The sequence below is a fragment of the Candidatus Woesearchaeota archaeon genome (assembly GCA_021735165.1).
In the GTDB taxonomy this organism is placed as follows: Archaea; Nanobdellota; Nanobdellia; order Woesearchaeales; family 21-14-0-10-32-9; genus JAIPET01.
Genome location: JAIPHP010000011.1, coordinates 1 through 21,371, shown reverse-complemented (window position 1 = coordinate 21,371; position 21,371 = coordinate 1). Strand labels below are relative to the sequence as shown.

The window sequence follows — 21,371 nt, the reverse complement described above, 5'->3', positions numbered from 1 at the left end:
ACTACTTCTTAACTCTTTTCAACTCATAACCTAAATTATTCAGAAGTTTTCCTACTTTATATTCTATTATTGCTTTGCTATTCCTGGTTTGTACAACATCATATATTGTCTGTAAAACACTTTGAACATTATTAAACGCAGAATTTGTTTCTTCAAGCAACTCAAGTTTTCTATCGGCAATACCCTTAACTTTATCAATTATAGAATAAAATTTATTTTCACAACTAGTCAAATTTTCTGGTATGACTTCTTCAATATTTTGATCTAATTTATTAATATAATTTGTCGTTGCTTCAATTAGGTCTTTAGCAGCTAAATTTGCGTGCACAACATCTGTTTCAAGCAGCTCACTAGTGTTTTTTTGCGCCTTAAACTCTTCAAATCTTTCAAAAATATTACTTTTCCAACTAGCAAGTTGAGTTTTATAAAGAGTTCCTTGCTTGTCCGGATCACTTTTTAAAATAAAATACGCAAGCTTTTTTGTTTGTTTTTCCATATCATTTTCAAATAACTCAGATTTCTCTTTTTCTGAATAATTAAAAAACTTATATAAATTAACAACTTGTCTTTTTATTTCATGCAAATTAGCAAAATAACTATATGGTTCTAAAGAGCTTCCTTTTTGCTCCATAACTTTCCTTATTGTTTCAGTTTTTTCTTTTATAGAAACGAAATGTTTTTCCTTATCTTCACTCATTTTCGTTCTTAAATAATCTCTTATATTCACAACTCTGAAACAAAATTCTTGAGCGTTACCAATATCTTTTCTTGAATACTCATCAATAATCTCGTTCATATTCTTTTCATTCAAATCACTATACCCTATTTCAACTCTGACTCTATTTATTTCATAAATCATAGAATCATCAATAGAATAAAATATGTCTTCGCTGTATGCCTCCTTAAGAAGAGTGTGCGCTTCTCTTAAAAATATTTTTTTTATCTCCGCAGTATTTATCTTTTCCTGAGACTCTGATTCTTCAATCTCTTTTATTTTTCCTGATATTCTTTGATATTCATTCCACGCATCCTTTTTTTCATCTACATTAAAACCTAAATTGTAATTTATTTTCTCCACAAGCTTATCAAACGAATAAGTTTTATCAACAAATCTTTTTATGATGTTGAATTTATTAGTTTCACTAACAAGATCTTCTAAATTTTTCTCAATAAATTCCGGAGTAAAATATTTTGTTTTAAGAAAAGGAAATTTTTTAATCTTCAATATTGTTTCAGCAACATAATTTATTTCTTCCTTAAAACTTGCTAGCTCAGGTTTATAATTTTCTTTATTTTCAAATTGATTGGAAATACTCTCAAAAATGTTTATTTTCTCGTTGTACTGAGAAAAAATATCTTCTTTAAAACTATAAACCTTTTCTTCAATTTCTTGGGATTTTTCACTTAAAGAAATTCCTATGTCTATATTTCTGCGAATAAAATCTGTATTTTTTATTATTTCAGGCAACAATTTCACAAATTGCATTGTTGAATATAAATCTTCATTTTTTAATTCCTCGTAAAGTGGTATTGATTCCTGAGATTGTTTTTCCCTCTTTATCGATTTCAATATATAATTGTCATCAACGCTATGAGTTTGGGTTTGAAAAAACTCTGAAAAATTTAACAAAGTCTTACTTCTTTGTTTTTTTTCAATGCTCTCTTTTAAATTCTCAATTCCAGAAACTGGAAGAAAACTTTCTATTATGTAATTAAGCAATTTTTGAGGTTGAGGCTGAACAACATTTTTATCTTTAAAAAAATCTAATAAATTTTCTAAATAAAGCCCGATAATTTTATTAATATTAAATCCTTTTTTTAATTTTACAAGTTTTTTTGTAGGTTTATTCATACTATTTTTAAGAAAATAAAACTTATCTCCTCTAATGATATCATCTGATAATTCACAAATAACGTTTGACATTTCATAAGTTGCAGTTTTATTTGGCAAATGTTTAAATGAATAATCTTCATTATATGCTTTAGGAGCTAACAGAATTTGCTTTTTCACATTTTTCTTCAAAATCTTTCCTTCTACGATATCTGAATATTTAACTTTAACAAGAATTTTTTCATTATCTTCAGAAGGCGTATTTCCTGTAATTACTTCAGTGTTTAGTTTCAAATCATCTTCCGTACTTACAAAAACAGCACTTTTGCCAATTTTTTCATTTTCATCAGTATAATATAAAGGTGAACCTATAACTAACAAATCTTCTAAATTTTTTTTAATAGTACCTTCCAGTTCTAACACCTTAGGGTCTGTAAGTTAATAGTAATATATAAATGTTCCTCTAGTAACCCCTCGATAGTCATAACTAAACGCTAAATTTATAAATATAAGCGTACTTATTTAAAAAATTAGGGGAATATAAACAAGATGTCAAAAGAAAAAAATGATCTTGAATGGGTAGGTCAAGAATATAGTGCTGCAGGTTTAGATACTGCAAATATAAATGAACTGTTTTCCAATCTTCAAGAAAAAATAGAAAACTTCTTAGATTTTATGAGACCTCTAAATAATTTTCCAATACAAGAATTTGAAAAACTAAACGAAGTGCATTATTTGATAAGTGAAGAAAAAAGACCTTATAAAATATCTGCTGCAAACGAAAGATTAAGACTAAATAGAGAACAAAGAATTAAAGAAGAGGAACTTTTAGGGAAAGTTAACTCTTTTATGAAAACACCAGAATTCGGAGATTCTATAACCTACATTAAAACATTCGCAGAAAAATATGATTCCCTAAAAAATACGATAAATGCCACACTAAAAAATGTAAAAACAATAATAACTGATGTTGATAACTACTCTAAATCAGAACTAGAAAAACTAGAAAAGCTCCAAAAAAATCTAAACCTAACCCAAGAAGAAATAATGTTAGCAATACAAAAAGGAACAAAAGAAACAATATCGAACATATCTGAAATAATAGACTCCTATTCAAAAAACATAGAAATAAAAGATGCTGACTTAAATACATTAAAACAAGAATTCGACTCGATAAAAAAAGAGAATGAAAATTTGCAAATTATATTAGATAAAAAAGACAAAAATTATGATGACCTAAAAAAAGAAGCGAATCTTGAGAGAACAATAAACAATTACAATCTGAAAAAAGAATTAGAATTAAAAGGAATTAACGAAATAAAAATTTATGATGTTGCAACTCAAAGAATAAAAGAAAAAAACGCGGAAAATTTTGACACAGAAATACTTCTTCCAATAACAGAATTCATAAAAAAATCTCCTGAAGAAACAAATTGTTATTTTGACTTTTTCGCGTTTAAAAAAGAAAAGAAACTAACATTCTTAGACGAAACATATGATGACGAAGAATATTCAAGAGAATTCAACAAAAACATAAACGATTTAGAACTAACAATGGCCATATTAATCTCAAAAAACCCGGCATATGAAATACCGATAAGCGCAGAAAAAACATTCTCCTCCAAATCAATAAATTCTATAACTTTAAATCTGTACAAAGACCAAGAACTAGACTTCAATTTTTCAAAAACATCTCCTTTAGAACTAAAAGAGTTTGACGATCTAAGATCTGGTTTAACAGTTTTTAATTACATACTAAAACTATTCAAAAGAAATGAAGAAACAAAAGACGAAAAAACAAAATTAAACATAGACTATGAAATATTTAAAAGCATAGCTCTGACAAAAATAACGCACAGAAACAATCAGCAATCATACTTAACTCTGTTTTCGACAGAAAATACAAGTTATTCAAAAGTTGATGGAATACAAATAGGTTCAGGAATAAAAATAATGCAATAAAGGTGAATGAATGGCAAGGCCACAAGATTGGGGAAGAAAAAAATCAGACGAAAAAGAACAAAACCAAAAAGATAAAGACATTCAACCTAAAGAGAAAAATAATAAAAAAACAAAAAAAGAAACAAAAAAAGAAACAACTAAAGAAATTAAAGAAACAACTAAAGAAGAAAAAACAGAGGCTATTCCGCCTAGTAATGAACAAAACATCAACACTCTTGTTGAGCATACAGTTGAAAACACATACAGTTTTATCAAACTCTCTGAGCACACTACTAAAATAGCAAGCAATTTTGTTGAACTCCCCAATAATTATAATAAAACACCAAATATTTCCGAAATAATTAATGATGCTGCTGTGAGTAACACGCAAAATAATAAATTTGATGATGCTGCAAAAAAAGAAAATACTTATAAAACCAAACCACAAAATAAAAATGAGACTGGTCAACAAGATCCAATAAACATAGACGATGAAATAAAAAGAAAAATAAAAAACGATCGAACAATTTCGGACTTAGCAAAAACAGAAGCTCAAAAATTAGAACAAAATGAAAACAAAGAATTTACATCATCAATATATACAGAAAAAGAAATAAATAATGGAAATGAAACAAATAAAAATGGAATGAGTGAAGAAAAAATGGATGAAAAGAGAAAAAGTCTTAAAGAACTTCTAGAAACAATAAAAGATTACGCCGCCAAAACATGGGATGTATCAAAAGTTGTTACAGATTCCGTGTTTGAAGGAGCTCTTACTATAAATGATTACGTTAAAGACCTAAATGATCAAAAACTCAGAGTTGAAAAAACAATAAATAAAGAAGTAAACCAAATAATTGAAGATTACAATTTTGGAAAAATAAATTTCAAACAAGCTATAAAAACGGGCTATGAATTAATAGATGAAAAAGATATATTTGTTCGCGAAACAAATAACACTAAGGTCCTTTTAAACCAAATATATTTTTCTGCTAAAAAGAAAATAAAAAACATATTAGGAATCAAAACAAAAGAAACAAACTTAGAAGAAAAAATAATTCTTTTAGAAGAAAACTACAAAAAACAAGAAAGCGAAGAAAGCAAAGAACAGAATGCCGAAATGACTGAAGATACAAACACTAAGGACAAAAAAGAAGAAACAAATACAAAATCAAAAACATCAGAACAAAACGAACCACAATATAATAAAAAAACAGAAAACGCAGAAAAAACAAAACCATCTTGGATAAGAAAAAAATACGAAGCAGCAAAAAAACATTTGGATGAAAACTACAAAGGAATAACCACTGGAATGTTCCTTGCAGGTTCATTAATGCTCGGTGGCCAAATGATAAGAACTTGTATAGATGATTCAACAATATATGTAACGGAAAAAAATCAAGAATCAAAGACAGAAATAACAATGATGCCTATAAAAATAAACGAAAAATTTATGATAGGTGACAAAAAAAACAAAATGGAAATAAAAAATTTCAAAGAATACACTCAAGAAGATCTTGAAAAAATAGCAAAAAAAAGAGGGTTGACAGGAATATACGAAGAACTAACAGAAAAACAGACTAAACCTGAGGACTATTTAAAAGAAGGAAATATAAATTATGTGGCAGGGCTTGCAGGAATAAATCTTCAAGAAGAAAAACCTACGCTTGAAAACAAAATAAACAAAAAATATCAAAACAACGGAATAAATGATATAGTAACTAAAGAAGATATAACAAAACTAAAAGAAAACCTAAATAAAAAATATGAACAACACCAACAAAAAATAAGACAAACTACAAAAGAAATAGTTAAAAAAATGAGTAAAATAGGATCGCCTACATACCAAACAAAAAAATCAAATACTAAAGAAACAAAAATAACAAAAAAACTCGAAGGAGACAAAGCCTACGAAAGTGCATTCCAAGAACCAAAAACACCAGAACAAATATATTCAAATAAGGATTCAGACCCTATAACAAAACCAGAAAACACAAGGGGAACTGAAAAAATCAAGTATGCGAAAACAACAAAACAGATACCAGAATACAAACAAAAAAATGAATTTTCAAAACAAAAAGAAAACTACCTTGGAAATAACAGTGAACAGATAAAACTAACAAAAAAATATTACGAATCATTAAACAAAGAGGAAAAAACAGACCTAATAAAAGTTATAGCAGAAACATATCTTAACAACACATTACAAGAAACTCATAAAAAATTATCAGAAAACAACATAAAAACAAATAACTACCAAATATACTCTTTATTCAACAGAGAACTGGGAAATAAAAACTTTAGAAAAACAAAAAAAGAAGACTCAAAAGAATGGTTGACTTCTTTGACACAATATAAAAATACAGGACAAGGATTGTCAGAAAAATTAAGCTAGAAAAACATTTTTTTAAATACTTAATTTTTCGTTGTTCAATAGAATGTTTATTATTGCGCGCTAGCGGAGGGGTTTAATACAAATAAATGCTTCACATTTATTGTACACAAAAGCTTTGATTTAGTCGTACTCCGTCCTGCTCAAAAATCTTTGATTTTTGGCATGCGAATAAAAACTTTGTTTTTATTGTACGCAAAAATGTTCGTTCATTTTTGTTGTGCCAGAAACTTTGTTTCTGCGCATTTAGGGTGGAAATTCGCGAAGAAATCAGTTTTGATTTCTGTGTGCAAGAAACTTTTAGTTTCTTAGCAGACTCGGAGCAGCTATTTTCATTATACAATAAAAAAATTCAATGAAATGAAATTCAATGAATCAAAAAAACATATAAATGATTTAATACTCATTTACATCTATGGACAGATCGCATATGAAGATCGAGGATGAATCAATAGAAAAAGTATTATCAAAAATAGGTGAATCACTAGAATCAAAACAACTTTTTAACAACGGCTTTAATAATCAGGTTTACTTTATAAAAACAAAATCAGGAAAAGAATTAGTCCTTCGGCTGACAAATCCATTAGAAAAATGGAAAACATACAAAACACTTAATGAAGTTGAAGCAATTAACTTCTTAAGTGAAAAAACAAACATTCCTGTGCCTCAAATACTTGATTATTCTATTGATAAAGAACTAGTTGGTTTTGAATATATTCTTATGAATAAAATAGAAGGTGAACCTTTATCAGAAAAATATGAATCATACAGCAAAGAAGACAGAACTCATGTTTTACAACAAATAGCAGATTTCTATGTACAGATTAAACAATTCGAATTCGATAAAATAGGATGGTTTGGAAAAAACATGGTAATTTCTAAAGTGGGCGATATAGAATCAGGTCCATTCAACGATTTTGATGAATATATGTTTGCAGAAATTACATATCTTCTTAATCAAGCCAATAAAAGAGAGGATTTGAAAGAATATGTAAAAAAATCAAAGGATTTCTTAAAAAATCTCCTTTCTAAAAAATCTTATAATCCTAAAATGGTTTTCACATCTAATGATTTAATGCTTAAAAATTTCTTAGTTGAAAAAAACAAAGTGGTTGGTCTTCTAGACTTAGAATGGGCAGGTTCATACCCGGAATATAATGATTTAATGAATATTGTTGGTGATTTCAAATTTGAAAAATATAAAAAAGAAAAAGAAGAATTTTTCAAGATTCTAAAGAAAAATGGTCTGGAAACAGAAGTTTCTGAGCCATTTAAATCAATTTACGAACTGAAAGGGACTCTAACTGGCCTGTTATATTATAGTGATTGGTTTGATGATGAACTTGAAGCAGAAAAATATTATAAAATAAAAATAACTGATCTCAAATCTTTGTTTAATTAATTGCAATTCCACAACATTTAAATATCAGAATATTGTACAAATATACAATATTCACAAAATTGTGAAAATAGAAAATGTTTGATGGTGTAAATGGAAAAAACAGAACAAGAAACAGGATTCAAAAAAGAACTCTTAATACTATTTGAAAAACTATTCAGAGACGTAGGATTAGACTCATTAAGCTCAAAACTAGTTTCTTACATATACCTGGAACCAAACGAAATAAGCATGGATGAATTAACAGAAATAACAGGTTACTCACTAAGCGCAGTAAGCACAAAACTAAAACCTCTAGAAAACATAGGTATGATAGAAAGAAGAAAAAAACCAGGAAGCAAAAAACTATACTTTTACATGGACAAAGACTTAATAAAATTAAACCAACAAAAAATAGAATTCGCAATAAACAAACAAATAATCCCCCTAAAAGAAGCACTGCCAATAATCCTAAATAACAACAAAAAATCAAAACTTCCTGAAAAAGAAAAACAAATACACGAAATAGCAGAAAACTACTTAACTCAAATAACAAAAATGGAAGGATTACTAAAAAAAGTATTAGAAGAACTAGAAAAGCTAAGACAATGAAAATGAAAAACAACAAAAATGGAGCATGCAAGAAAATCAAAGATTTTCTGCACACGGAAATGAAATCATTTCCTTTGTTTTTGAGCTTTCCATTTTTTGGTGAAACAAAATGAAAAACATAATAGAACTCAAAAATGTGTGGAAAACATACGATATGGGAGAAGTAAAAGTGCATGCACTAAGAGGACTAACTCTAGAAGTAGAAAAAGGAGAATTCCTTGCAGTAATGGGACCTTCTGGATCAGGAAAAAGTACTGCGATGAACATGATAGGATGCCTCGACGTACCAACAAAAGGAACCATACTATTAGATGGAAAAGACATAAGCAAAATGACAGAATCAGACCTAGCACAAATAAGAGGAAAAAAAATAGGATTTATATTTCAAAAATTCAACCTACTAACAAGCATGACTGCAAAAGAAAACGTAATGCTGCCCCTAACATTCCAAAACCTTACAAAAACAGAAAGAGAAAAATTAGCAGAAAAAGCACTAACAATGGTAGAACTGCAAGAAAGAATGAACCACACACCAAACGAACTATCAGGCGGACAACAACAAAGAGTAGCAATAGCAAGAGCACTGGCAAACACCCCAGATGTAATTCTTGCAGATGAACCAACAGGAGCACTAGATAGTAAAACAGGATCATCAGTATTGGATTTCCTAAGAGAACTACACGAAAAAAAAGGAACAACAATAGTTATGGTGACACACGATGACAAAGTAGCACATAACGCAGATAGAATAGTATACCTAAAAGACGGATTCATAGTCAAATCACTAGATGAAGACACAACAAAAATAATAGAAAAACAAATACCTGAAACCAACAAAAACTAAAAAATTTAAGGTTTCAGAAACAAATTTGGAGGATAAAAAATGAAAAAAACAACAATACTAATGGCGCTAATAGTAATATTAACTCTTGCAATGGCAACACAAACAAACGCAGCGAGCCCAGAAATAGAACTAACAATACAATCATACTCGCCAAGTCCCATAGAACCGGGAGATTCAGCGGAATTATGGATAAAAGCAGAAAACATAGGAACTGAAACTGCAAAAAAATTGCAAGTAGAATTCCTAGACAACTATCCTTTCAAACTAATATCAGAAAATGACAGAATCACAACAATAAACGAATTAGAAATGGGAAGAAGTTACATACTCAGATACAAAATACAAATAGATCCTGGAGCAATACAAGGCAGTAATAACATACAAATGAAATACTCCTATGACGGTCACCAAGAATATAGTGTAACAAAAAACCTGCCGCTCCTAATAAGAACTACAGATACCCCAATAACACTAAGCTATGTAAAACTAAACGATGAAACTATGCACCCAGGAGAAAAAAATACACTAAAAATAGGGATTAAAAACTTAGCAAAATCGTCAACAGTAAGAGACCTATCTGTAGAACTAATACTAACGCCAGTATATGGCTCAACAGGAATTCTAGCAGACATACCATTCACGCCACTAAATAGTGGAAGCAAAAAAACACTAGACAAAATAAGAGCCGGACAAACAGCGGAATTTGAATTTCAAATAGCAACATATCCTGACGCAGAAAGCAAACTATACAAAGTTCCAGTACAAATAAAATACAGAGATGAAATAGGAACACAATACAATGATACAATACTAATAGGTCTGGAAGTGAACAGTAAACCCGAACTAATGATAACTTTAGAAGACTCACAAATAAACACTCAAAATCCAAAAGGAGAAATAACAATAGCAGTAACAAACAGAGGTATAAGCGACCTAAAACTAATGACTTTGACGCTAGAAGAATCTCAAGACTACCAAATAATAAGTCCTACAAACCAAATATATTTAGGAAATGTGGATTCAGATGACTTTGAAACAGCTAGATTTGAAATAAAAACACAAGGTTCTGGAACAATAAAACTACCAATTCAAATAGAATACAAAGACTCCTTAAACAAAGACTTCAAAGAAAACTACGAAATAGAATACAATATACTAGAACCAAATGGAGAACAAAACAACACAGGAACCATAATAATTGTAGTAATAATACTAGCAATAATTGGGATAATAATATACAAAAAAAGAAAGAAAAAAAGAAAATAAACTTTTTTTAACTTTTTATTAATATGAAAAAATGAAAAAAAACAAAAAAACTCTTCGTACTGCTGTACTTTCAAGCTTGCTTGAAAGTTCGGAACTTAGTGACCGAATGCAGTACTTAAGCTTGCGTGTTATGAGCGTAACCATAAAATGATAAGAGACTACATAAAAATAGCGTGGAACAGCCTGAAAAGAAGAGGTATAAGATCTTGGCTGACAATGCTAGGAATATTTATAGGGATTGCTGCAGTAGTATCCTTAATAAGTCTTGGAGCCGGATTAAAACTTGCAGTTGCACAACAATTTAATATTCTTGGAGCAGAAAGAATAACCATACAAGCTAAAGGTATAGGTGCTGGACCTCCAGGTCTAAACGTGGCAAACCCCCTTACAGACGCAGAGTTAAAAGTAATACAACGAGTAAGAGGTGTGGATATAGTCGCAGGCAGATTAATAATTCCGACAACTGCAGAAGTAAACGACAAAAGATACACAACATACATAGGATCAACTCCTAAAAATCAAGAAGAAAGAGAATGGATAAATACTGTTGGAAACATAGTTATAGAATATGGACGAGAACTGAAACCAACAGATAAAAATAAAATAACAATAGGCAACGATTATCACACAAAAAAAGCATTCGGAAAAAACCTTAATTTAGGAGACTCAATAAAAATACAAGAACAAGACTTTGAAATTGTAGGCATTCACGAAAAAAAAGGATCTTTTACAGTAGATGGCGTAATAGCTATGAATGAAGAGGTCATGAGAGACCTATTCAATGAACCAACAGACTATAATCTAATTGTAGCAAAAGCATCAAATACAAATGAAATGGACGAAGTTGTAGAAAGAATAATAAAAGATTTAAGAAAAGAAAGAAATATAGATGAAGGAAAAGAAGATTTCACTGTTCAAACAAACGAACAAAGCATGCAATCAATAAACGACACACTAAACATAGTAACAATATTACTATCAGGAATAGCAGCAATATCATTATTTGTAGGCGGCATAGGCATAATGAACACTATGTACACATCCGTTTTAGAAAGGCAAGCGGACATAGGTATAATGAAAGCAATAGGCGCACAAAATAAAGACATATTCATTATGTTTTTCATAGAATCAGGATTCCTCGGTCTGGCAGGAGGCATAATTGGAATAATTTTAGGGATGGGCATAGGAAAAACCGTAGAAATAATAGGAACGCTAGCATTAGGATCTAATTTCCTAAAAGCATCATTTACACCAGAACTAATAATAGGAGCATTATTGTTTTCATTCATTGTCGGTGCCGCAGCAGGAACTTTACCTGCCCTAGGCGCAGCAAAAATGAATCCCGTAGATGCACTTCGGGACTAAAAGAGTTCAGCGAGCAGATTAGAGATAAAAAATGGATCAAAATATTCAAAGAATAAAAATGAACTTAAAAAATAAAAACAGACGCAAGAATGTCGTACCATCGAAAATGGTACTTAGCATTGTCAAGGAAAACATAGTTTTCCGGATACCAGAAGCTTTGCTTCTGAGTACGTCTTAAGCGAGCGTAACCAGTTATGATAAAAGACTATTTTAAAATGGCTTTTACAAATCTAAGCCACAGAAGAATAAGAACTTTTTTAACACTAATAGGTATATTTGTAGGAATAGCTGCTGTAGTTGCCCTAGTAAGTCTAGCACAAGGTTTCCAAAACTACCTTGACACAGAATTCAAAGAACTAGGCGCAGACAAAATACTCATAAACCCTGCAGGTTCTGCATTTGGCTTAAACGATAAAAATCCTGATCCTCTAACAACAAAAGACATAGAAATCATAAGAGATGTGAACGGAGTAAAAGAAGTATCTTCCTACTCATATGAAGTATCAACTGTAACATGGGGAGACAACGACCAAACATTCGCAACAATAATAACATATCCCCTAGATGAAAACAGGAAATTACTAGAAGAAATAACAACCTCAGAAATAATAAGCGGCAGAAGACTAAAAAAAGAAGATAAATTCAAAGCAGTAATAGGATACAATTATCAAAACTCAAACAAATTTTCAGAAAACCTAATAACAGGAAAAAAAATAATCATAGAAAATAAACAATTTGAAGTTATAGGCATAAATGACAAAATAGGAAGTCAACAAGATGACGAAGCAATATATATAACGCAAGAAGCATATTTCGAAATATACCCTGATGAAAACAAAGAAGAAGTAGGCGCAATATTTGTAAGAGTAAAAGATGGAGAATCTCCCTCAGAAATAGTAGAAAAAATAGAAAAAGACCTTAGAAAAAATAGAAATGTAAAAGAAGGTGAAGAAGATTTTGAAGTAACAACATTTGAAGACTTAATACAAAGTTTCTTAAACATATTTAATATAGTGCAAGTAGTTTTAGTAGGTATAGCTGCAATATCTTTGGTAGTTGGAGGCATAGGGATAATGAATACTATGTATACTGCAGTAATAGAAAGAACAAAAGATATAGGCGTCATGAAAGCAATAGGTGCAAGAAATTCAGATGTTCTGCTAATCTTTGTAATAGAATCAGGATTCTTAGGGCTTGTAGGAGGCGCTATGGGAGTCATATTAGGAATTATATTAGCAAAAACAGTAGAATATTTCGGAACAAACGCTTTTGGAACAGAATTACTGAAAGCCGCGATGCCTTGGTGGCTTATATTAGGCGCACTAGCTTTTGCTTTTACATTAGGTGCAGTCTTTGGAACCTTGCCTGCAAGACGCGCAAGTAAAATGAATCCTGTAGATGCACTCAGAACGGAATAAAATTAACGCAAGATATCTAATGTGCGTTTTCACTAAACTGAAATATTTGTTAAAAATCCATACGTTAAGAAAAAAAATTATCTCGAAGAAAACAACAAACCAAGTAACAGCATAAAAACCACTTCAAAACAAGCTAAAATTGTTTCATACTAACTAGGTAGTTAGGAAAATTTAAATAATATTAATAAGAAGATACTGCTATGGTGACTAAAAAAACAGAAAAATCAAGAAATTTAGATTTACTAATGCTCCTATTATATCTGCTAGCAATGTTAATATTATACGTGATATTCAAACCATATTTTTCTGCGCTCATGTTGGGTGCAATAATCATAATATTTCTTTATCCTTTAAACAAATGGTTTCAAAAGAAAATAAAAAACAAATACATAACAAGCACAATAATGCTACTAATAGCAATACTCATAATATTTATACCAGCAGTATTTGTAACAACAAACCTTATAGGAGAAGCAGGAAAAGCATATACTAGCTTTAAAAACGTAGATATGGTCATAGTGACAGAAAAAATAAATGAATATACAGGATTAGATTTAGATATAATGTCTTTTATAAAAGGAGTGAATTCTAAACTTCTAAATTATGTATCAAACTCAGCATTCTCCTTAATAGGATCAATAACAGATATAATACTAAGCACGTTTGTGATGTTCTTTTTCATATTCTATGGGTTTAAAGAAGGAGACAAAATACAAAAATCAATAATTAATATACTGCCCATAAAAAAAGAACAAAAAGTAGAAGTAGAAAGCGAAACAAAAAAAGTAATTTATGGTGTGATGTATGGTCAGTTTCTTGTAGCATTAATACAAGGAATACTAGGAGGTATAGGATTTTGGATATTTGGAGTCCCAAATCCAATACTGTGGGGATTCATAATGGTCTTATTTGCATTTCTACCATTCCTAGGAACTCCTATAATATGGCTTCCAGCATCCATAATAGTTTTACTAAGCGGAAACACTGCATCAGGTATAGGCCTTATAATATACAGCGGAATACTTGTAACAAACATAGATAATGTCATAAAACCAAAAATAATAAGTGATAACTCAGGTATACACCCTGTACTTGTCTTAGTAGGAACACTAGGGGGTCTAGCGGCATTTGGATTAATAGGATTCATATTAGGTCCTATGCTTGTAGCACTATCAACACTAATCATAAAAATATATATAAAAGAAGTAAATAATGAAACCTAATCATTACAAGGTTCGCAGGACTGTTTTTTTAAGACTTTAAAATCTTTATAACTTTTATTTAATCTGTTAACTTCATAATCTTTCAATTTAGATATCACTTTACTTTTCAATTTTTCATCTTTAATAATTTTAGAAACTTCAACATCCCAATCAACAATAGGAAACGTCCTTAATTCACTAATAAATTTTCTGTCGGCATCACCTATAAGTCTATGGATATCCTCTGCGCCTGTTGTACCAAATATCTTTGTGGCAGGAATCTTAGTAATTGCATTCGCGCCAGCTCTTAATAAAATGCTAATTTCATTAAGCCTTGTTTCAGCAGTTCCCACAACTATTTCAATTTCAGGAAAATCAATTCTAGTTTTAGCTATCCACTCCGCAACAAACTCAGGATCAGGACCATGTTCATAAGGAGTCCCTTTAACAGGGCGCAAGGCATAATAAGTAATTCTTGAAAGTTCATGTTTCTTGATGAATTCTTTTACATATTTGTAATCAGAAATAGGCTCTCCGAGACCTAAAACAATAGTTATGCTGGTTTTCAATCCCAATTCACGCGCAACTTTAAGAGAATGCTCATAAGGCATCATTGGTTTTCCCGGTGCAACCTTTTTGTGAAGTTTAGGCTCTAACGTTTCAACAGAAGCAACATATCCTTCTATATAAGGAATAAGTTGCTCAAATTGTTGTTTTGAAAGAGTTCCCAGATTAACCCAAATTTTCTCACCAAAAATATCACTTACAGTTTTAGCAATCTTAACAAGATCCTCAAACTCAAAAATACCATATCCTCCTGTAATAAACTCAAGTTTCCAATTTAAGAACTTAGCAATAAATGCCTCTGCATAAATAGATTCATAAGTTCTACGTGCATTTGCAGGATGCTTAATTTTATGCTTTTGAGTGCTTCTAAAACAAAAATCACAATTTCCAAGAGCACAATACCAAGACAAAAAAATACACCTACCAAGCCAAGCATCACCATTAAAATTAGATTTATAACAAGAATTAGCTTTATCAATTAAGTTTTGCAAATCTTTAGTTACTATAATTTCATCCACATTATTTTTTCCTTGAATCGGCATATGTCAAGAAATCGACTTTGTTTTTTAAATAATTTGGTTGTTAACAAATACATAATTAGCAAATTAAGGCTTCAAATTTTCATTTTTTTATGTAAAAACTATTTCTGTCGTGATAAATTGCGAGAACTTTTTAGATAAATTTGAAAGATTCTTTTATAGGTATTAATGAATTACACATATAATGCCTTAAGATTGATATTGTTCATATATTTTCTTTAAAATACTTTAAAAGAAATAATTTTACTAACAAGCTAATTATTAATGTTCAATTATGACTATTTTTAAAGCTCAATTCTTAAGAAAAGAAAGCAGCTCAAGTAACGTAGCTGCGCTCCAAGCTTGACATAAACAACCTTTACTGTTATTTTCAGCAGCATCACTTAATTCAGCACACTGTCCAATAAAACCAGAAAATAACATCTCTCTAATAGAAGCTGCTTTAATTTTATCAATAAATTGCTGATAAGTATTATTTCCTATAATGCTACTGAATTTATTTAAACTTATGGCGGCAATATTATTAACATAATACCAAGAATCTCCTCTGTGATAACTATCATTAGTCATGCCTGTATGTCTATTGCAAAAAAGAGAACTTCTCTTAGATATGCTACTTAAACCACCCCAATTAAGCCAACAATTCTCTAGCACAAAATCAAATGTCTTTTTCCAAATAGAATTGGACACGATTTCAGGAGCAATATAATACGCTAAAAAAATATTAGGTCTTGCAGTCCAATCAGGAGAAAAATCAAAATAAATACCATCTAATAAAATATCCTCAAAAACAAGATTCTTATTAACAGCAAAGATTAATTCTTTTTTCATAATACTGTATTTTGATTCATCAACACCTAACATAACGGATAACTTTTCAGCCAATTCCAAGCCCTTGAAATGAAGTGCTTGAATCTCAACTCTAAAACCATCTCTGACATCGCCTGTGTTTCCATGAGTATCCATCCAAGTTTCTAAACCGTGATTAAAAAATAAACCCTCTCTAAAATTAGACTCTCTAATCTTACTAATAGAATTTAATAATTTAACGTAAATAAAAATCAATTCTTCATCATCAAAATAATCTCTCAAAAGTTCTTCATCTTCCAAATGTAAAATAAAATTTAAAGTTCTCTTATACAACCAACCAATACCATCAGCACTACCTAAATCTGAATGAGGTCTTCTATTAGCTAAAAAACCATTATCCAATACATTATTCCAATTATTCAACAAAATCTCTTTTAACAACCAATAATTTTTCTCAATTAATAAACCAACACAACTAATCAATTCATCCCTAGACCAAATCTGAAAAAACCAGGGTAACCCTGCAAAAATACCATAAGAATTATCTTTAGAAAAATGAGTTAACAGATTATGATTAGCAATCTTAACAATATCCAAATTAACATCCTCGGAATTTATGTCTTTAACCCTGTGACCTTCTACGTTGCTATAATATGCCCTAAAACAATCAGACAATGCAACTTCCTTATTAGAATTAAAAGAAAATACAAAAAAAGAATCTCCTTTGCAATCAACATCTAAATCAAAACCGTAATTGACATAAAACTCGCTTTTAGTATTTCTTTGAGCATCAAAATTGTAATTTCTTTTTATCCATTCATTTCTCTTTACAAACTCAAAATTCCCTTTTAAAACAAGAAACTTAATCTCTCTTAGATCGCGTAACGAATTATCATAATATTTTTTATACTCAACAACCAAACAACCCTTTTCAAAATAAAAATCATAAACTTTTCCACTATCATCAAAATCATGAACCCTGCGAAAATCAAGAAACACATTAATCAAACCTTCATAATTTCTAACTACATATGTAAAAGTGGTGTCATTATTTAAAATAAAAGTCTCAACACTATTTCCAGTAATTCTCTCAAAATAATTTCCATGATTAATGATTTTTTCAGGAGAACCTCTTAAACCAATGTGTTCTATACTCTTAAATAAATTCCACTCATCTTCTAGAAAGTGAAACCAACCTAAATACTGAGAAAAAGAACTACTTCCAACACCTAAAAAACCACCGCTATTGCTAGAGAGCAAGAAATTATCGGAACCTTCCCCGCTCACCTCTTTTTTATTAAATTTATGAATGATGTTCATTGAAAATTAAGTGTAATGAATTTCTGAATTATCTCCAACATTAAGCTTCTTTGCATTTCCTCTAATGATTGTTTTCTTACCAATCATGCACTCTTTTAAAGATGCATCTTCAACAACTGCACTTTCATTGATTATGCTTTCTTTGATTATGCTGTTCTTAATAACTGCTTGTCTACCAACAGAGACAAAAGGTCCTATTATGCTGTTTTTAATTATTGCGCCTTTTTCAATATAAACAGGTTTTAAAATCACAGAATTCTCGACTTCAGAAACTCTGCTTTTATTTTCACTCAACAAATATCTATTAGTATTCAAAATGTGAGGGATATTTCCGCAATCATACCAGTCAACAACCTCTAAACTTTTAATTTTTAAACCCTTGCTAATCATGAATTGTATTGCATCTGTTAATTGATATTCTCCTTTATTAGTTATTTCATTAGAAATAATGTGATTTAAAGAATCAAACACTTCATTAGAATTACTAAAATAATAAAGTCCTACAATTGCCTCATCAGAAATTGGATTGTCAGGTTTTTCCAATAATCTTGTAACAAAACCATCATGCTTAAAAACAACACCAAAATTACTAGGATCCTTAACTTTCATAGTCCAAATTAAACCCTCACAATTACGAGGTGGAAAATTCTTCCAATCAACTTCAATCAACGAATCTCCTAATAGAATCAAGACATCATCGTTTTTACAATGTTTTCTAGCACCATAAATTGCATGTCCAACGCCTTTTTTTTCTTTTTGCTTAATAAAAACAGATTCAAAAGAATAATTCTTTAAAATTTCTCTTAACTCGGAGTAATTTTCATCAACGATAAAAATAGCCTTATCGATTTTTAACTTAGATATGCTATTAAGAATATGCTCGATCAAAGGCTTACCTGCTATGTGAACTAAACCTTTGGGTGTGGAATGAGGACTAGAACCTAAAAATTCTCCTTTTTCAGCCATTGGCACGATTAATTTCAAACTGATACCCCCATGTAATCACAACTGAACACATCTTTATATAGTTTTCTACATTCTGGTTAGCAACTCACAACACAATCTTAAATATTCTTATTAAGCTCTAAGTTGAGAAAATGAAGATATTTGTCTTTAGAATGTAAGAATAAACAATTTTTGAGCAAGATAACGAAATATTTTTATAATTATGAGGTAGAATCCGTCATATGAAAAGGAGACGGATAGTTTTGTTGTTTGGTTTCTTGTTTTTTATACTTCTATTAATTTTGACTGTTAGTGCGCAGGTTCCGCAGGAGGAAATTGATTTGAGTTTGGGTTTGCTTGGTCGTAGTAGTGGTGTTATGGATTGTTATGTTCATAATTTGTTGGAGCGTGGCGTTTCTTGTTTGGAGGGTTTTGATGTTAGTTGGGATTTGCAGCTTTCTGGTCATTTTAATCAGGCTCCTGGTCATGGTTTTTATTTGTGCTGCTCTTCTCAGGGCAGAGATGCTGCGGAGGTTTATGGTTTGAATTCTGTGGATTTTTTTGTTGCTAAAACAGGTCACGTTTGGAATTATAGTCAAGGCAAGAACTATAATGATAATGGTGGTGGTTTGGAAGAGGTTGATGTTGGTGCTTTGAGTTGTGCTGTGAGGAATGTAAGTGCTTGTCTTGGTTATGAGGAAGAATTGTTAGCGGTTAGTAATCTTGTGAATGGGCATGTTGGCAGTACTTCCGATACAACGATTGGTAATCCTGGTGATGATAAGTATCCTTATCCTAGCGGACACAGTTTTAAGTATAGTTTGTGTTGCACGACGCCCGAGCTTTGTTGGGATGGAACTGATAATGACGGCGATGGATTTATTGATTGTGCTGATCCTGACTGTTATGGGTCTGATATGGATCCTAAGCCTCCTAATCCTTTAGCTGGAAAATATGGTGCTGGCCCTCAGCTATGTACTGGCAGCCCTTTTGACACGAATGGTTGTAGTACTGGTAGTGTTGGTGGGGTTAATGAAAGCTGTCAAGGACCAAATGATTTATTTGGAGCTTCACAGTACTTTTATTGCAGTTACGGTTTGTATGACGAATTTAATTTAAGAGATGATAACGGGGAGTTGTTGGATGATAGTAGTCAAGTTGGTGTGTGTTGTCCTATAGGGACTTTTGCTTTTTATGATAGCTTAACTGGTTTGTGGGAATGTCAGCAAAGAGATGAGTGCGGCGTTGCACCCAATACTGTTTGTAAGTTTAGTTTTGATGATACTAACAATCCGTTCTATAATCGTACTGGTTGGCTAGCAAGCACAGACTATTTTAATAATAATTTGTGTAATTCTCCGTTTTGGGTTGCTTCTCAATATACGCCAGAAGAATTAATGCCTCATTGGGAAGGCAAAAGCACAGCTTGCTGCAAAATGGAGAAATATGGTAAAACAGATTACTGGTTTGATAAAGATAACGTTAAAATATTTGGTTATCACGAACCAGACGAAGAGGAAGAATGAAAACAAGAATGTTTTCTTTATCTTCCTAAGGGGTACCCTTGCGGTAATAACAATTTTTGTTGTGTCATACCCCAACAAGCTTCTGTTAACTGCGTATCGTTGTAACCAGTGATGTCTGTTGCAAGAAAATAATCAGCAACCTTAAACATCAACGTAGGAGGATCTCTACAATTAAGAATGCCTTCAAATATCTCAGAAACTTTATTGCCAAGTGTTGAGTAAGGTTCGAATTTTATTCCAGCACCTTTTATTCTGTATAAAGAATCTATTGATTGACTATTACCCGTAAAATTCATAAAATAAATATTCGCGTAGTTATAGCCATCGTATTCTTCAGCGATTCGGTCGTATATTTCGTTATTCAATATGTCGTCAACCTTATGCGGCCCAGAATAATTAACTCGCTTCCACTCTTCCAAACTCGTACCTTCAAGATTTAGAACTTTTTTTAAGTCTGTTAGTACTGTGTCTCTTTCTTGAATTTCAAGTTCATGTGCTGGTGTTCCGTAGTGTTGGTTGATGTCGCTTGTGATTATGAATAGTGTGTCTGTGTGTTCAGAAGTCCATGTGGTGTTTAGGCCTGATTTGTTTATTGCTCTGTGTTCTGGGTTGTCTAAATCAAGGTATCCGCCTGCGTAATCGTTGGTTCGGTATTTGCTTTTGAAATCAAACAATGCTAGATCTGCTTCATCATATGCTTTTTGCAAGGAATCAGTTTGTATGTACATATCGTTGTAGACTTCTACGTTTGGATAATCGTACAAATATCCTGTTATTGCTACAGGCTTTTGGTCTAGCATTGACCCTTTTTTGTGTATTACTCTAGCATTTAATTTATCTTCATAGTCTGGAAATGTGATTGTTATTTCTTGGTTTTCCGTATCTGGCCTTTTGAATGTTATATCTACTAGTCCGTTTGTGTCGGAGTAAAAAGTTGTGTCTAATACGCCTGAAATGTTTGTTGGTAATTCTTTGTTTGCGTTTACTTCTCCTAGGCTGGTAACGTACCAAAGCTGCACTGATACGTAGTTGTCTTTTAAGTTTAGTTTGTGCTTTTGATTCGTTATGTTTGTAGGTGCATCTTTTGGTGTGCTTACTATTGCAGTATCTGCTCTGTATTGTTTCAGGTTTCCTTCAAGATTTTCGGGGTTAGTTATTAATCTAAAATACAAATAATCAGAGTCTTGAAAATTCTGCGAAGCTTGCGAGGCTTGCACTTTTTGCATATTGTGTTCATTGTTTCCATTGCTTTTGTTTACGGGCATTTTTATGGTTCTGTTTCCTTTTACGCTCTCATGAGTAATTTGACCGTTCTGAATTGTTATTGCTCTGGTTATTACACCGTGTTTGTTGCTGTACGTTTCAAAATAGTGCGAGTTTGCTAATCCGTGAAAATTGTTTTTTGGCAAATCGTT

General features: G+C 31.0%; 15 protein-coding genes. 10 read left to right on the top strand and 5 right to left on the bottom strand.

Annotated elements, in window-relative coordinates; translation table 11 throughout:
- Position 1: 1 nt before the first annotated feature.
- Positions 2–2,254, bottom strand: a complete 2,253-nt coding sequence (locus K9L97_03605) for a hypothetical protein (protein ID MCF7872095.1) — start codon at positions 2,252–2,254, stop codon at positions 2–4.
- Between the two features lie 126 nt (positions 2,255–2,380).
- Between K9L97_03605 and K9L97_03600 the strand changes: the two genes are divergently transcribed.
- The 9 genes from K9L97_03600 (at position 2,381) to K9L97_03560 (ending at position 14,270) form a co-directional block, all read left to right on the top strand.
- On the top strand, positions 2,381–3,793 hold the full coding sequence (locus K9L97_03600; GenBank protein ID MCF7872094.1) for a hypothetical protein: 1,413 nt from the start codon (positions 2,381–2,383) through the stop codon (positions 3,791–3,793).
- A 10-nt stretch (positions 3,794–3,803) separates the two neighbouring features.
- Positions 3,804–6,167 (top strand): hypothetical protein, encoded by a 2,364-nt coding sequence (locus K9L97_03595; GenBank protein ID MCF7872093.1) that lies wholly within the window; start codon positions 3,804–3,806, stop codon positions 6,165–6,167.
- A gap of 412 nt (positions 6,168–6,579) precedes the next feature.
- The gene (locus tag K9L97_03590; protein ID MCF7872092.1) at positions 6,580–7,566 is read left to right on the top strand and encodes a phosphotransferase; all 987 of its coding nucleotides are present in this window, start codon (positions 6,580–6,582) and stop codon (positions 7,564–7,566) included.
- A 90-nt stretch (positions 7,567–7,656) separates the two neighbouring features.
- Complete coding sequence (locus K9L97_03585) at positions 7,657–8,154, top strand: winged helix-turn-helix transcriptional regulator (GenBank protein MCF7872091.1); 498 nt, start codon at positions 7,657–7,659, stop codon at positions 8,152–8,154.
- A 118-nt stretch (positions 8,155–8,272) separates the two neighbouring features.
- Complete coding sequence (locus tag K9L97_03580) at positions 8,273–8,998, top strand: ABC transporter ATP-binding protein (GenBank protein MCF7872090.1); 726 nt, start codon at positions 8,273–8,275, stop codon at positions 8,996–8,998.
- A 39-nt stretch (positions 8,999–9,037) separates the two neighbouring features.
- Positions 9,038–10,264: a COG1361 S-layer family protein gene (locus tag K9L97_03575; protein ID MCF7872089.1), complete on the top strand. Its 1,227-nt coding sequence runs from the start codon at positions 9,038–9,040 to the stop codon at positions 10,262–10,264.
- A gap of 147 nt (positions 10,265–10,411) precedes the next feature.
- Positions 10,412–11,629, top strand: a complete 1,218-nt coding sequence (locus tag K9L97_03570; GenBank protein MCF7872088.1) for an ABC transporter permease — start codon at positions 10,412–10,414, stop codon at positions 11,627–11,629.
- A gap of 215 nt (positions 11,630–11,844) precedes the next feature.
- Positions 11,845–13,047 (top strand): ABC transporter permease, encoded by a 1,203-nt coding sequence (locus tag K9L97_03565; GenBank protein ID MCF7872087.1) that lies wholly within the window; start codon positions 11,845–11,847, stop codon positions 13,045–13,047.
- A 200-nt stretch (positions 13,048–13,247) separates the two neighbouring features.
- Entirely contained in the window at positions 13,248–14,270 is a 1,023-nt protein-coding gene (locus tag K9L97_03560; protein ID MCF7872086.1) for an AI-2E family transporter, read from the top strand.
- Here the strand turns inward: K9L97_03560 and K9L97_03555 are convergent.
- The 3 genes from K9L97_03555 to K9L97_03545 all read right to left on the bottom strand — a co-directional run bounded on the left by K9L97_03555 (position 14,267) and on the right by K9L97_03545 (position 18,469).
- The gene (locus K9L97_03555) at positions 14,267–15,358 is read right to left on the bottom strand and encodes a radical SAM protein (protein ID MCF7872085.1); all 1,092 of its coding nucleotides are present in this window, start codon (positions 15,356–15,358) and stop codon (positions 14,267–14,269) included. The genes K9L97_03560 and K9L97_03555 overlap by 4 nt on opposite strands.
- Positions 15,359–15,646: 288 nt before the next feature.
- Positions 15,647–17,485, bottom strand: a complete 1,839-nt coding sequence (locus K9L97_03550) for a hypothetical protein (GenBank protein ID MCF7872084.1) — start codon at positions 17,483–17,485, stop codon at positions 15,647–15,649.
- Between the two features lie 6 nt (positions 17,486–17,491).
- Positions 17,492–18,469, bottom strand: coding sequence for an NTP transferase domain-containing protein (locus tag K9L97_03545; GenBank protein ID MCF7872083.1), 978 nt, complete (start codon positions 18,467–18,469; stop codon positions 17,492–17,494).
- Between the two features lie 203 nt (positions 18,470–18,672).
- Between K9L97_03545 and K9L97_03540 the strand changes: the two genes are divergently transcribed.
- Positions 18,673–19,956: a hypothetical protein gene (locus K9L97_03540; protein MCF7872082.1), complete on the top strand. Its 1,284-nt coding sequence runs from the start codon at positions 18,673–18,675 to the stop codon at positions 19,954–19,956.
- Positions 19,957–19,973: 17 nt separating this feature from the next.
- Here the strand turns inward: K9L97_03540 and K9L97_03535 are convergent.
- On the bottom strand, positions 19,974–21,371 hold a 1,398-nt coding region (locus K9L97_03535), incomplete at its 5' end, for a hypothetical protein (protein ID MCF7872081.1).